Origin of the sequence: Actinoallomurus vinaceus, assembly GCF_039542055.1 — a bacterium.
Taxonomy (GTDB): Bacteria; Actinomycetota; Actinomycetes; order Streptosporangiales; family Streptosporangiaceae; genus Actinoallomurus; species Actinoallomurus vinaceus.
In genome coordinates, this window is sequence record NZ_BAABHK010000002.1 from 102171 (window position 1) to 116270 (window position 14100).

A 14100-nucleotide genomic window follows, 5' to 3' on the forward strand; every position below is an offset into this window, starting at 1 on the left:
ACCGTGACGACCACCACCGGGGTCCCGGACGAGCTGCGGCGCCGGCTGGGCGTCTTCGACGCCGTCGTGATCGGCCTGGGATCGATGATCGGCGCGGGGATCTTCGCGGCGCTCGCCCCGGCGGCGCGCGCGGCCGGATCCGGGCTGCTCCCCGGCCTGGCCCTGGCCGCGGTGGTCGCCTACTGCAACGCCACCTCCTCGGCCCGGCTCGCGGCCCGCTACCCGGCCTCCGGCGGCACCTACGTCTACGGCCGTGAGCGGCTCGGCGACTTCTGGGGCTACCTCGCGGGCTGGGGATTCGTGATCGGCAAGACCGCCTCCTGCGCGGCGATGGCGCTGACCGTCGGCACCTATGTGTGGCCCGGCCGGGCGCACCTGGTGGCGGTGGCCGCCGTGGTGGCCCTGACCGCCGTGAACTACGTCGGGGTGCGCAAGTCCGCCTGGCTCACCCGCGCCATCGTCGCCGTCGTCCTTTTGGTGCTCGCCGTCGTGGTGGTCGCCACGCTGACCTCCGCCGCCGCGGACGCCGCACGGCTGGACGTCGGCTCGGACGCCACGTTCGGCGGGGTGCTCCAAGCGGCGGGCCTGCTGTTCTTCGCCTTCGCCGGCTACGCGCGGATCGCCACCCTGGGCGAGGAGGTGCGCGACCCCGCGCGGACGATCCCGCGCGCCGTCCCGCTGGCGCTGGGCCTGACGCTCGTGGTCTACGCGGCGGTCGCGGTCTCGGCGCTGAGCGTACTCGGCAACCGCGGGCTGGCCGCGGCGGCCGCCCCGCTGGCCGACGCCGTCCGCGCCGCCGGGCTGCCCGGCCTCGCGCCGCTCGTACGCGTGGGCGCCGCGCTCGCGGCGACCGGCTCCCTGCTGGCGTTGATCCTCGGGGTCTCGCGCACCACCTTGGCCATGGCCCGCGACCACCACCTGCCCCACGCTCTGGCCGCCGTCCATCCCCGGTTCGGCGTCCCGCACCGCGCCGAACTCGTGGTCGGCGCGGTCGTGGCCGTGGTGGCGGGCACGGCCGACGTACGGGGCGCGATCGGGTTCTCCTCCTTCGGCGTGCTGGTGTACTACGCCATCGCGAACGCTTCCGCAGCGACCCTGACCCGGGCCGAGGGCCGGCCGCCCCGTCTCATCCCCGCCGTCGGCCTGGCCGGCTGTCTCGTCCTCGCCTTCGCGCTGCCCGTCTCCTCGGTGATCACCGGGGCGGGCGTCCTGGCCGCCGGAGCCGTCGCCTACGGACTGCGCAGCACCGCCGCGTCCCGTGCCTCGTGACCGGGCGGCCGTGGCCCGGAGGTGTTCCCGATAGGTTCGTGGTGTGGACGACACCGTGGACGACACCGTGAACGACGACCTGGACCTGGACGCCTTCACCGCGGCGGTCGAGAGCTTCAACCGCTTCTACATCCGGCTGCCCACGCTGGAGAAGCTGTCGTTCACGACGCTGTCGGTCCTCGACACCCTGGCGTTCAGCGACCGGCCGATGCGGCTGACCGACCTCACCCGGACCGAGCAGATCACCCAACCCGCCATCACCCAACTGGTCACCCGGCTCGAGCGCGACGGACTGGTCCAGCGCCGCCCCGACCCGAGCGACGGCCGCGCCGTCCTCGTCCACATCACCGAAGCCGGCCGGCGGATCTGCCGGTCCCGCCGCGACGATCGGACACGCCACCTGTCCCCGCTCATCGCCCAGCTGACCGCCGAGCAGCGAAAGGCGCTCGCCGGCGCGCTGCCCGCCCTCACCCGCCTCGCCGAACTCGGGCGGAACCGGCCCTGAGACACGCCGCCACGCGATATCCGCTCGCCGTGATCACGCGTCGCCGTGCCACCCAGGGCACATCGCGGCCCGGACGGAGACCCAGGTCAGCTTCTCGGCCGTGAACGACCGAGCTTGTCGGCTCGCCATCGCCCCCGGCAACACGCTGACCGAGATGATCCGCACGTGGGAGGCGGACTCGCCCGGTCTCGTCGAGCGGCTCACGGCACGCACTCCGCTGCGCCGCGCGGCCGACCCCGACGAGATCGCCCAAGCCGCCGCCTGGCTCCTCAGCGACCGCTCCTCGTACGTGACCGGAACGGTCCTCCGAGTCGACGGCGGCGCGCGGGCCTGAAGCGGAACACCGCCGCGTCATCGTCACCGTGAGCGGGCGAGCCGGAACCCGAGATCGTCGATGTGAAAGGCGGGGTGACTCTTCCGCCGGGAGGAGGCCCGGCATCCCCAGGAGCGGTCGTGCGCGCCTCCGCCGCGGAAGACGCGGTAAGGGCCGTAGACGGCGGGGTCGTACACGTCCCAGCACCATTCCCACACGTTGCCGATCGTGTCGTACAGGCCCCAGGCGTTCGGTCTCCTGGTCCCGACCTCGTGCACCGTGCCGCCGGAGTTCGCCCGGTACCAGGCGATCTCCTCCAGCTCGCCGTATCGGACGCCCGAGCTCCCGGCCCGGCACGCGTACTCCCACTCCGCCTCGGACGGCAGGCGGTAACCGTCGGCGTCCCAGTCGCAGACCACGTCCTGCGCGTCGGCGTCGTCGCCTCCGGAGTAGCACGGCCGGAGCCCGGCCGCCCGCGACAGCCGATCGCAGAACCGGACGGCGTCCCGCCAGGAGACGTCGGTGACCGGCATGCGCCGGCGGGCTCCCTCCACGGGTGTCCCGCCGGCGACCTGCCGGTACAGCTCCCGGGTCACGGTGCAGGCGGCCAGCCGGAAGGCCGGCACCGCGACCTCCCAGCTCCGGTCCGTGCCTTCGTCCCGCAGCACGACCGTCCCGCCGGGGATGTCGACCAGACCCTCACCGATCGTCGTCTCAAGATCCATAGCGGTCCGATCCTCGCACGGATCCGCTGCCCGGATCCCCGCCGGTCAGTCGGTGCCGGACTCCATCGCCGCGTGATCGAGCAGCTCCTCGTCGGCCGGAACCTCACCACGGGAGGCGATCGCCTCGGCGCCGCCCCGGGGCATCGCGCCGATCAGTCCGGTCGAGGCCGCCTGCGCGGCGCCGATCAACGTCGGGTGCCCGCTGCCGACCATGCCGAGCCCGGCGTACTGCTCGAGCTTGGCGCGAGAGTCGGCGATGTCGAGGTTGCGCATGGTCAGCTGACCGATGCGGTCGACCGGCCCGAACGCGGAGTCCTCGGTGCGCTCCATGGAGAGCTTGTCCGGGTGGTAGCTGAACGCCGGTCCCGAGGTGTTCAGGACGGAGTAGTCCTCGCCGCGCCGCAGCCGCAGGGTCACCTCGCCGGTGACCGCCGTGCCGACCCAGCGCTGCAGCGACTCGCGCAGCATCAGCGCCTGCGGGTCCAGCCAGCGGCCCTCGTACAGCAGCCGGCCCAGCCGCCGTCCCTCGGCGTGGTAGGTGGCGAGGGTGTCCTCGTTGTGGATCGCGTTGACCAGCCGCTCGTACGCCGCGTGCAGCAGCGCCATTCCCGGCGCCTCGTAGATGCCCCGGCTCTTGGCCTCGATGACACGGTTCTCGATCTGGTCGGACATGCCCAGGCCGTGCCGGCCGCCGATGGCGTTGGCCTCCAGCACCAGGTCGACGGCCGAGGGGAACTCCTTGCCGTTGATGGTGACCGGCCGTCCCTGCTCGAAGCCGATCGTGACGTCCTCGGCGGCTATCTCGACGCTCGGGTCCCAGAACCGCACGCCCATGATCGGCTCGACGATCTCGATGCCCGCGTCGAGGTGCTCGAGCGCCTTGGCCTCGTGGGTGGCGCCCCAGATGTTCGCGTCGGTGGAGTAGGCCTTCTCGGTGCTGTCCCGGTACGGCAGGTCACGGGCGAGCAGCCACTCCGACATCTCCTTGCGGCCGCCCAGCTCGCTGACGAAGTCGGCGTCCAGCCACGGCTTGTAGATCCGCAGAGAGGGGTTGGCGAGCAGGCCGTAGCGGTAGAACCGCTCGATGTCGTTGCCCTTGAAGGTGGAGCCGTCGCCCCAGATCTGCACGCCGTCGTCGAGCATCGCGCGCACGAGCAGGGTGCCGGTGACGGCCCGGCCGAGCGGCGTGGTGTTGAAGTAGGTACGGCCACCGGAGCGGATGTGGAAGGCGCCGCAGGCCAATGCCGCGAGCCCTTCCTCCACCAGAGCCGCCCGGCAGTCGACCAGCCGGGCGACCTCCGCGCCGTACGCCGTGGCGCGTCCGGGCACCGACGCGATGTCGGGTTCGTCATATTGGCCGATTTCAGCGGTGTAGGTGCACGGCACGGCACCCTTCTCGCGCATCCACGCGACCGCTACCGAGGTGTCGAGGCCGCCGGAGAAGGCGATCCCGACACGTTCACCGACGGGCAGAGAAGTGAGCACCTTGGACACGAGTACAAGTATGCACGATGATGCATGGTCATGCAAAGCCCCGTATGGCGGATCATTGAGCGAACTCCGGATCTCACCGCTCCTGACCGGCGGGCTAGTCTTCGTTCCGCTCCGGGGTCACCGACGCGGCCAGCTCGTAGGCGGGTGAGCGGTCCAGGGAATCGCGGGCCCGGTCATAGCGCCGGGTCGTACGCGGGTCGGCGTGCCCGGCGAAGTCCTGGACCACGTGCAGCGGCCGCCCGTCCCCCAGCGCGATGGTGATCGCCGAATGCCGGAACGAGTGCGGCGAGATCGCGTGCGGGACTCCGGCCGCACCGGCGACCCGGTTGACCAGCTTCCACGCGTACGACTGCGTCAGCCGACGGCCGGTGCGCGACACGAAGAGCAACCCCTCCCGGGGATCCCCCCGCTCCTCCAGGTGGCGCTGCACCGCGGCCAGCGCCGCGGGCGGGATCGCGAACCGTTTGACCCGGTCGCCCTTGACGGTCAGGTCCAGGACCTGATGGCCGCGGTCCTGGCCCAGCTGCTCGATCCGGGCGTCCAGGATCGAACTGATCCGCCCCGCCGTGGCGAACATCAGCCACAACAGCGCGTACGTCCGGGCCGACTCATGGTCGGCGGCATGGCCGAGGATCGCGGCGACCTGCTCGCGCGAGAGCCCCCGCGTACGGGAGGCATCGGCGTCCAGCCGTGGCCGCTCGGCGCCCTCGAACGGGTTGATCGCCGCGCACTGCTCCCGGAGCAGGTAGGTGTACCACGAGGAGACGGCCGCGATCCGCCGGCCGATCGTGGCCCGGGCCAGCCCCGATTCCTTCAACGTCGCGATGTACAGGTCCGCCGCCGCGGTGGTCGCCGCCGCCGGCACACAGCGGTGCGCGGTGCACCACGACACCCACCAGCTCACGTCGCGGACATAGGCGGCGCGTGTATGCGGTGACTCGCGTCTGCCGGACACCAGCCACAGGGCGGTCGCCCGCAGCCCCGCCTCCGGCATCCCCGCCGCCCGCAGGAGACTCGCCAGCTCGTGCGGTGTCCGGGCCGGCGGCGCCCCGCGCAGCGCGACCGCCGCCGATGCCGAGGAGGTCACCACCTCGACGCCCACGGCCATCGCTCCCCACCATCACCCGAATGAGAGGCGCCCGACGTCCGCGCGCCGCATGCTGAAAAGGTACCGCCCCATCCGGGCTCGGATCATGAGGCGGGAGCCGCCCGTCCATCACCGTCAGCCGTGCTCCGCTCGGTCACGGCCTCCAGCGCCATGATGGCCACGTGCAGCTCCGTACGCTGCGGACCGGATTCCAGGTCGTGGCCCAGCAGGCGCTCGATCGTCCGGAGCCGGTGGTAGAACGCCTGGCGCGACAGGCCGCTGCGCTTGGCGGCCGCCGACTTGTTGCCGGCTTCGGCGAGGTAGTGGCGGAGGGTGGCGACGAGATCGCCGTCGTGCCGTTCGTCGTGCTCGATCAGGCGGCCGAGCCGACGGTCGACGTACCGCTGGACACGAACGTCGGCGCGGATCGCGTACAGCAGCTCCGGAAGCCCGATGTCGGACGTCACGTGGAACGGCCGGTCGGAGCGGCCGGGCCGGACCGCCTCCAGGACCTGCTCCGCGTCCGCGAATGAACGCGCGACCTGGTCGAGGTCGGTCACACCGGGCCCGACCGCGACGACCGCGTCCTCGCCGAGTTCCTCCCGGGCGAACCGGCCGACACGTTCGGCGGTCGGCTGCCATGCGCTCGCCCGGGCCAGCGCGATCAGCACGCCGACCACTCCGGGACGCAGCCCGCCGACCAGGGCGCGGATGCCGGCGCCGGCGAGCCGGGCCGCCAGGGCATCGCCGAAGCCTTCCCGGGGCGCGGAGGAACCGGCCCGGATCAGCAGCGCGATGAGCCGGTGCCCGGTGACCGGCAGGCCGAGGGACTCGGCCCGCGTGCGCGCCTCGGTCGCCGTCCGGTGCCGCCGCTCGATCAGGTCCCGGAGCGCCGTCTCGTGAGCGGCGCGGTCCCACCGTGTGCGCCCGGACAGCCGCGTGAGGGTGAGCGCCGTCGCGGCGTGCTCCAGCACCATGACGTGCTCAGGGCCGATCACCGGATCGTTCTCGTCGGGCAGCATCACGAGCCGGCCCCAACGGCTGCCGCCGTGCTCCAGCGGCGCGACGAGCCATTCCTCCGGCCCGCTCGGCGCGGTGTGGTCGGGCGTCGGCGTCCCGTACGAGCGCCGTGGCCACGCGGAGAGCACCTGCCCGATCGGCCGGCCGGCAGGTGCGCAGTGCACGGCGTGATGGACGAGGTTCTCCAGGATGACGGGGCAGCCGGTGAGCTCGGCCGCCGCTTCGACGATCTCTCCGGGCTCGGCGCGGCGCAGCGTCAGCGCCCGGAAGGTGTCCTGGACGCGCTGGGCCCGGCGGAGCAGTTCGCCCTGGGCGTCGAGGAGCAGGGCGTGCACGGTCTGGGTGACGTCGATGAACCGGACCTCGCGGTGCAGGACGATGAGCGGGAGGTCCCGGCTCCGGCAGGCGTGCACGAGGTCGGCCGGTACCTGCTGGTAGCGGCGGCCGAGTTCGATGACGAGCCCGGCGGCGCCGATGTCGGCGAGCTGGTCGACGTAGGCGCGCAGCAGCGTCGGATCCTCCGGATGCGGCATCCCGGTGGTGAGGATGAGCTCTCCGCCCTCGAGAAACGACGCCGGGTCCAGGAGCTCGGTGACGTGGACCCAGCGCACCGGGCTCGACAGGTGCCCTTCCCCGGACACGACCTCGGGAAGCCCCGCGACGAGGACCGGCAACCGCAGCACGTCGGTGATCGTGATGAACCTGGCAGAGGACGGTGGCCTCCCCCCTGGTTCTGGCGTTTGCCGCATTCTCGTCACTCTGGCAAACCGGTCGGCGCCCTCGCAACCGCCGTAATGGCTGGTCAGCCGCTACATCACCGCGGATTCCGGCCGGCGGGCATGGGCGAGCCTCACCGAACCGCGCGAAAGCGGCGCTCCGGAGGGCGATGGACAGATCGTCCACATCGCGGCCGGTGACCGCACAGTGTGCACATTGACCCTCGGTCCCCGGGTGACCAGTGTGGCCGTGTACGCAGCGCCACCAGGCGGTACGCACCGCTTCGCACCACACAGGAGATCCCCACATGACCGACCTGTCCCCGCACCTGCGCCAGGCCACCCCGGTCGTCGCCGAACGCGGCGAGGGCGTCTACCTGTACGGCACGGACGGCCGTCGCTACCTCGACTTCACGGCGGGCATCGGCGTCACCAGCACCGGCCACTGTCACCCGCGAGTCGTCGCCGCCGCCCAGGAGCAGGTGGCGAAGCTGATCCACGGGCAGTACACGACCGTCCTGCACGAGCCGATCGGCCGGCTGACCGAGAAGCTCGGCGAGGTGCTGCCGGAAGGCCTGGACAGCCTGTTCTTCGTCAACTCCGGCAGCGAGGCGGTGGAGGCCGCGGTGCGGCTCGCCCGCCAGGCGACGAAGCGCCCCAACATCGTGGTCTGCCACGGCGGGTTCCACGGCCGTACGGTCGCCGCCGCCTCGATGACGACGTCCAACACCAAGGTACGGACCGGGTTCGGCCCGCTGATGGGCGGCGTTGTGATCACGCCGTTCCCGAACGCCTTCCACTACGGATGGGACCAGGAGACGGCGACCCGCTTCGCGCTGCGGGAGTTCGACCATCTCCTGCAGACGGTGTCCGCTCCGGAGGACACCGCCGCGATCATCGTCGAGCCGGTGCTCGGTGAGGGCGGCTACGTCCCGGCCACCGAGGGCTTCCTGCAGGGCCTGCGCGAACGCGCCGACCGGCACGGCATCCTGCTGATCATCGACGAGATCCAGACCGGCGTCGGGCGCACCGGCCGGTACTGGGGCCACGACCACTTCGGGGCCCGCCCCGACATCCTCATCACCGCCAAGGGACTGGCCAGCGGCTTCCCCCTGTCCGGCATCGCCGCGTCCGAGGAACTGATGAGCAAGGCCCGGCCCGGCTCGCAGGGCGGCACCTACGGCGGCAACGCGGTCGCCTGCGCCGCGGCGATCGCGACGCTGGAGGTCGTCGAGGAGGAGAAGCTGGTCGCCAACGCGCAGGCGATGGGAGACCGGCTGCGCGCCGGGCTCGAGCAGGTCGCGGAGCGGAATCCCGGAATCGGCGACGTACGCGGGCTCGGCCTGATGCTCGCCAGCGAGTTCACGACGGCGGACGGCGAACCCGACCCGGAGACCGCGGCCCGCGTGCACCGGGCCGCCGTCGACGAGGGACTGCTCCTGCTGACCTGCGGCCCCTGGAACAACGTCGTCCGGATGATCCCGGCGCTCGTCGTCGACGAGGCGCAGATCGACGAGGCGCTCCGGGCGTGGGCGGCGGCGGTGCGCGCCGGCACGTCGTGAACCTGCGAGACCGCTCCCCTGCCCCCGGACGCCGTTCCCCGCGCGAACTCCTGGCCGCGCTCCGCGACGGCGTCCCCGGGGTGGAGGTCGACGCCGGCGCCGGGCGACGCGCCCAGTACGCCTACGACGCCTCGAACTACCGGGTGCCGCCGCTGGCGGTGGCCTTCCCCACGAACGCGGCTCAGGTCGCCGCCATCGTGCGGATCTGCGGTTCTCTGGGCGTCCCGATCGTCGCCCGGGGCGGGGGCACCAGCATGGCGGGCAACGCCGTGGGGCCCGGGCTCGTGCTCGACTTCTCCCGGCACATGAACCGTGTCCTGAACGTCGACCCCGAGACCCGCACGGCGGTCGTCGAGCCCGGCGTCGTCCTCGACGAGCTCCAGCGCGCCGCCGCACCGTACGGGCTGTTCTTCGGCCCGGATCCGTCCTCGCACAGCCGCTGCACACTCGGCGGGATGATCGGCAACGACGCGTGCGGCAACCACTCGGTCCGGTACGGCCGCACGGTCGAGCACGTCGAGTCGCTGGAGATCGTCACGGCGGACGGGGTGCACGCCGTCGCGGAGGCCGGCGGGCTGCGGCCGGCGGACCCCGCCGACGACCGGGCGGTGCGGCGCGTCGCCGAGCTCAACGCGGCCCTCGAGGGCCTCGTCACCGCGAACCTCGCCCAGATCCGCACCGAGCTGGGCCGGATCCCCCGTCAGGTCTCCGGCTACCAACTGCACCACCTGCTGCCCGAGCACGGCCGGCACGCCGCCCGCGCCCTGGTGGGAACGGAGGGCGGCTGCGCGATCGTGGTCCGGGCCACCGTGCGCCTGCAGCCGGCACCGGCGGCGACCACGCTGCTCGCGATCGGGTACCGCGACGTCGTCGACGCGGCCGCCGACGTGCCGGCGATCCTGGAGCATCGCCCGACCGCCGTGGAGGGCATGGACGAGGCGATCGTCGCGACGATGCGGCACCGGCGGGGACCGGACGCGGTGACCGGACTGCCGGACGGCACGGCATGGCTCTACGTGGAACTGGACGGCGACGACCCCGAGAGCGCGGACCGCCGCGCCACCGCCCTGCTCGGCGCGCTGCGCGCTCACGGCCGGATGGTCGCGGGACGTGTCATCGAGGACACCGCTGAGCGGCGCTCGCTGTGGCGGGTGCGGGAGGACGGCGCGGGCCTGGCCGCGCGGCTCGTGGGCGGCGGGGAGTCCTGGCCCGGGTGGGAGGACGCCGCCGTCGCCCCGGAGGACCTCGCCGGCTACCTGGCCGACTTCCGCGCGCTCCTGGCCGAGCACTCCCTGACCGGGGTGTTGTACGGGCACTTCGGCGCCGGATGCGTCCATGTGCGCATCGACTTCGACATGACCACGCCGGCGGGCATCGCGGTGATGCGGGCGTTCCTGCGGGACGCCGCCGCCCTCGTCGTCCGGCACGGCGGGACGCTGTCCGGGGAGCACGGCGACGGCCGGGCCCGCAGCGCACTGCTCACCACGATGTACGGGCCGCGGATGCTCGCCGCGTTCGCCGCGTACAAACGGATCTTCGACCCGGACGGGCTGCTCAACCCCGGCATGGTCGTGGACCCGCCGGCGATCGACGCCGACCTGGCCCTGTACGACGTGGCGCCGGCCCGGCCCGCGCCCTCACGCACCGGGTTCGCTTTCCCGGACGACCCCGACGGGCAGGCCGGGGCCGCCCGGCGCTGCATCGGCGTCGGCCGCTGCCGCAGCGACGGCGGCGCGATGTGCCCGAGCTACCAGGTCACCCGCGACGAACGCGACTCGACCCGCGGGCGCGCCCGCGTGCTGCAGGAGATGCTGCGTGGCGGCGCCGACGGCACGCTCACCGACGGCTGGCGGTCCGCCGACGTGCACGCCGCGCTCGACCTGTGCCTGTCCTGCAAGGCGTGCGCGTCCGACTGCCCGGTCGGCGTCGACATGGCCACCTACAAGGCCGAGTTCCTGCACCACCACTACCGGCGGCGGCTGCGCCCGCGCGGGCACTACACGCTCGGCTGGCTGCCCTGGTGGGCCACTGCCGCGGGGTTCGCCGCGGCTCCGGTCAACGCCGTCCTGGCGAGCCCCGCCGGGCGGCTGATGGCGCGTCTGGGCGGGGTGACGCCGGAGCGGGCCCTGCCGCGCTTCGCGCCCCGCAGGGCACTGCGCGACGCGCTGCGGGCGGCCTCCGGCGGGCGCCCGGACGGGCGGCCGGCGGCGCTGCTCATGGTCGACTCGTTCACCCGCGCCTTCCGGCCCGAGGTCGCCGGTGCGGCGGGGCGCGTACTCGCCGACGCCGGTGTTCCCGTCGCCGTCCGCAGCGGACTGTGCTGCGGGCTCACCTGGGTGAGCACCGGTCAGCTCGGCATCGCCCGCCGCGTGATGGCCCGCACGGTCCGCGCACTCGACGAGGGCCCGGACGCCGGCCTGCCGGTCGTGCTGCCCGAGCCGAGCTGCGCCGCGGCGCTCCGGCACGACGCGCCGGCGCTGCTCGGCACCGAGGCCGCCCGCCGCGTGGCCGCGCGGATCCGGACGTTCGCCGGTGCCCTGAACGAGTTCGCCGACGCCGGCTGGCGCCCCCGGAACGCTCCACGCCAGGTCACGCTGCAGCCGCACTGCCACGAGCGCGCGGTGTTCGGCGCCGCGACGCAGTCCGCGCTGCTCCGCCGCCTCGGCGTCGAGACGATCGACGAATCGACGGGCTGCTGTGGGCTGGCGGGCAACTTCGGTTTCGAGGCCGGGCACTACGGCACCTCCATGGCCGTCGCCGAACTGTCGCTCGCGCCACGGCTGCGCCGCGCGGGCGACGATGCGGCCGTGCTCGCCGACGGCTTCAGCTGCCGCACCCAGATCGACCACCTCACCGGCACCCGGGCCCGGCACCTCGCCGAGCTCCTCGACCCGAACCCATCAGGAGGCGAAAACTCATGACCGTGGACGTCACCCGGCCCGCCGTCGTGGCCGCCGTGGCCGCCGTGCCCAAGCAGCTCTTCATCGGCGGCGCGTGGACCGACGCGACCGGCGGCCGTACCTTCGCGGTGGGCGACCCGGCCACCGGCGAGGTGCTGTGCGAGGTCGCCGACGCCGCCCCCGCCGACGGGCGGCGGGCCCTGGACGCGGCGGTCGCCGCCCAGGAGGAATGGGCCGCGACGGCGCCCCGGGCCCGCAGCGAGATCCTGCGCCGGGCGTACGAGATCATCCTGTCCCGCACCGACGAGCTCGCGCTGCTGATGACCCTGGAGATGGGCAAGCCGCTGAAGGAGGCGCGGGGCGAGGTCGCCTACGCCGCCGAGTTCTTCCGCTGGTTCTCCGAGGAGGCCGTGCGCGTCGACGGCGGCTACGGCACGACGCCGGACGGCGCGAACCGCATCCTCATCATGCGCCGGCCGGTCGGCCCCTGCCTGCTCATCACCCCGTGGAACTTCCCCCTCGCCATGGGCACTCGCAAGATCGGCCCGGCCGTCGCGGCCGGCTGCACCATGGTGCTCAAGCCCGCGCCCCAGACACCGCTGTCCACGCTCGCGCTCGCCGGGATCCTCACCGAGGCCGGCCTGCCGCCGGGCGTGCTCAACGTCGTCACCACCACGGACGCCGCCGGCGTCGTCGAGCCGCTGCTGCGCGGCGGCGACGTGCGCAAACTGTCGTTCACCGGCTCCACCCAGGTCGGCCGGATCCTGCTCGCCCAGTGCGCCGACACCGTGGTACGCACCTCGATGGAGCTGGGCGGCAACGCCCCGTTCATCGTCTTCGACGACGCCGACCTCGACGTCGCGGTCGACGGCGCGATGACCGCCAAGATGCGGAACATGGGCGAGGCGTGCACCGCGGCCAACCGGATGTTCGTGCACCGCTCCGTCGCCGACGAGTTCGCCGCGCGCTTCGCCGAGCGGATGGCCGCGCTCACGGTCGGGCCGGGCACCGAGCCCGGCAGCGACGTCGGCCCGCTGATCGACGCCGCCGGACGCGGCAAGGTCGAGGAACTGGTCGAGGACGCCCTGCGGCGCGACGCGAAGGTCGTCACCGGCGGCACCACGCCCGACGGCCCCGGCTACTTCTACCCCCCGACCGTGCTGACGGACGTCTCCCGCGACGCCGCGCTGATGCGGACCGAGATCTTCGGACCGGTCGCCGCCATCACCACGTTCGACGACGAGGACGAGGTGGTCCGTGCCGCGAACGACACCGAGTGGGGCCTCGTCGGCTACCTGTTCACCCGCGACGTGGACCGGGCGCTCCGGGTCGGTGAGCGGCTCGAGGTCGGCATGGTCGGGCTGAACACGGGTCTGGTGTCCAACCCGGCGGCGCCGTTCGGCGGGGTCAAGCAGTCCGGCCTGGGCCGGGAGGGCGGCCGCGTCGGCATCGAGGAGTTCCTGGAGTACAAGTACGTCGCGATCCCCGTGCGGAACCGGGCATGACGGTCAAGCGCCTCGTCGTCCTCTACGAGCACGCCCCGCCTCCCAACGCGGAGCGGATCGAACGGCTCGCCGACACGGTCTACGTCACCGGGGACGAACTCGCCCGCGCCCTACCGGGCGCCGACGCGCTGTTCACCTGGCGGACGCTGTCCACGGCCGTCGCGGGCGCCTGGCCCGCCGACCGGCACGCCGCGCCGCGCTGGGTGCACGTCGGCGCCGCCGGGGTGGACAACCTGCTCTTCCCCGCCCTGGTGAACGACCCGGACGTGGTGCTCACCAACTCCCGCGGCGTCTACGACCAGCCGATCGCCGAGTACGTCCTCGGCCTCATCCTGGCGATGGCCAAGGACCTGCCCGGCATGGTCGAACACCAGCGGCGACGCGAGTGGCGGCCGCGTGACGGCGAGCGGATCGGCGGCCGCACGGCGCTGGTGTGGGGCACCGGCCCGATCGGCCGGGCCATCGCCCGGCTGCTGCGCGCGACCGGCATGAAGGTGTCCGGAGCCGGCCGGACGGCACGTACCGGCGATCCGGACTTCGGCACCGTGCACGGCCCGGCCACCCTCACCGCCGCGCTCGGCGGCGCGGACTACGTGGTGCTCGCCGCGCCGCTCGTCCCGGCCACCCGGGGCATGGTCGACGCGGCGGTACTCGCGGCGATGAAGCCGGGGTCGCGGCTGGTCAACGTCGGCCGGGGAGCGCTCGTCGACGAAGACGCGCTGATCGGCGCGCTCACCGGCGGGCACCTGGCCGGCGCCGCGCTCGACGTCTTCGCCGAAGAGCCGCTGCCCGACGGCTCCGCCCTGTGGGACCTTCCCGGCGTCATCGTCTCCCCGCACATCGCGGGCGACGTCCACGGGTGGCAGGACGAGGTGGCCGCGATCTTCCTGGAGAACCTCCACCGCAGGCTCGACGGCCGCCCGCTGCTGAACGTCGTCGACAAGAGGACCGGTTACGTGCCCGGAGCGCCGGTGCCCGGGAGCGCCTGACCCGCCGCTTCCCGG

Annotated in this window: 11 protein-coding genes; 7 read left to right on the top strand and 4 right to left on the bottom strand. The window is 73.5% G+C overall.

The genetic code is table 11. From position 1 onward, the window contains the following. Positions 1-3: 3 nt before the first annotated feature. The 3 genes from ABEA24_RS06495 to ABEA24_RS06505 all read left to right on the top strand — a co-directional run bounded on the left by ABEA24_RS06495 (position 4) and on the right by ABEA24_RS06505 (position 2108). On the top strand, positions 4-1269 hold the full coding sequence (locus tag ABEA24_RS06495) for an APC family permease (RefSeq protein ID WP_345429735.1): 1266 nt from the start codon (positions 4-6) through the stop codon (positions 1267-1269). Between the two features lie 43 nt (positions 1270-1312). Next, complete coding sequence (locus ABEA24_RS06500; RefSeq protein ID WP_345429736.1) at positions 1313-1774, top strand: MarR family winged helix-turn-helix transcriptional regulator; 462 nt, start codon at positions 1313-1315, stop codon at positions 1772-1774. A 100-nt stretch (positions 1775-1874) separates the two neighbouring features. Beyond that, positions 1875-2108 (top strand): SDR family oxidoreductase, encoded by a 234-nt coding sequence (locus tag ABEA24_RS06505; protein WP_345429737.1) that lies wholly within the window; start codon positions 1875-1877, stop codon positions 2106-2108. Positions 2109-2131: 23 nt separating this feature from the next. Here the strand turns inward: ABEA24_RS06505 and ABEA24_RS06510 are convergent, their stop codons facing one another. The 4 genes from ABEA24_RS06510 to ABEA24_RS06525 all read right to left on the bottom strand — a co-directional run bounded on the left by ABEA24_RS06510 (position 2132) and on the right by ABEA24_RS06525 (position 7096). Beyond that, positions 2132-2812, bottom strand: a complete 681-nt coding sequence (locus ABEA24_RS06510; RefSeq protein ID WP_345429738.1) for a formylglycine-generating enzyme family protein — start codon at positions 2810-2812, stop codon at positions 2132-2134. Between the two features lie 45 nt (positions 2813-2857). Beyond that, on the bottom strand, positions 2858-4306 hold the full coding sequence (gene argG, locus ABEA24_RS06515) for an argininosuccinate synthase (RefSeq protein WP_345429739.1): 1449 nt from the start codon (positions 4304-4306) through the stop codon (positions 2858-2860). A 94-nt stretch (positions 4307-4400) separates the two neighbouring features. After that, the gene (locus ABEA24_RS06520; RefSeq protein WP_345429740.1) at positions 4401-5414 is read right to left on the bottom strand and encodes a tyrosine-type recombinase/integrase; all 1014 of its coding nucleotides are present in this window, start codon (positions 5412-5414) and stop codon (positions 4401-4403) included. Positions 5415-5497: 83 nt separating this feature from the next. Then, entirely contained in the window at positions 5498-7096 is a 1599-nt protein-coding gene (locus ABEA24_RS06525; RefSeq protein ID WP_345429741.1) for a PucR family transcriptional regulator, read from the bottom strand. A gap of 341 nt (positions 7097-7437) precedes the next feature. Here ABEA24_RS06525 and ABEA24_RS06530 point away from each other — a divergent pair, with 341 nt between their 5' ends. Genes ABEA24_RS06530 through ABEA24_RS06545 form a run of 4 tightly spaced genes read left to right on the top strand, consistent with a single transcriptional unit; the run spans position 7438 to position 14085 of the window. Further along, on the top strand, positions 7438-8691 hold the full coding sequence (locus ABEA24_RS06530) for an aspartate aminotransferase family protein (protein WP_345429742.1): 1254 nt from the start codon (positions 7438-7440) through the stop codon (positions 8689-8691). Further along, on the top strand, positions 8688-11612 hold the full coding sequence (locus ABEA24_RS06535; protein ID WP_345429743.1) for an FAD-binding and (Fe-S)-binding domain-containing protein: 2925 nt from the start codon (positions 8688-8690) through the stop codon (positions 11610-11612). Before ABEA24_RS06530 ends, ABEA24_RS06535 begins: the two co-directional genes overlap by 4 nt. After that, positions 11609-13096: an NAD-dependent succinate-semialdehyde dehydrogenase gene (locus tag ABEA24_RS06540; protein ID WP_345429744.1), complete on the top strand. Its 1488-nt coding sequence runs from the start codon at positions 11609-11611 to the stop codon at positions 13094-13096. The genes ABEA24_RS06535 and ABEA24_RS06540 overlap by 4 nt, the downstream gene beginning before the upstream one ends. Next, positions 13093-14085, top strand: a complete 993-nt coding sequence (locus ABEA24_RS06545) for a D-2-hydroxyacid dehydrogenase (RefSeq protein ID WP_345429745.1) — start codon at positions 13093-13095, stop codon at positions 14083-14085. Before ABEA24_RS06540 ends, ABEA24_RS06545 begins: the two co-directional genes overlap by 4 nt. Positions 14086-14100: the final 15 nt, after the last annotated feature.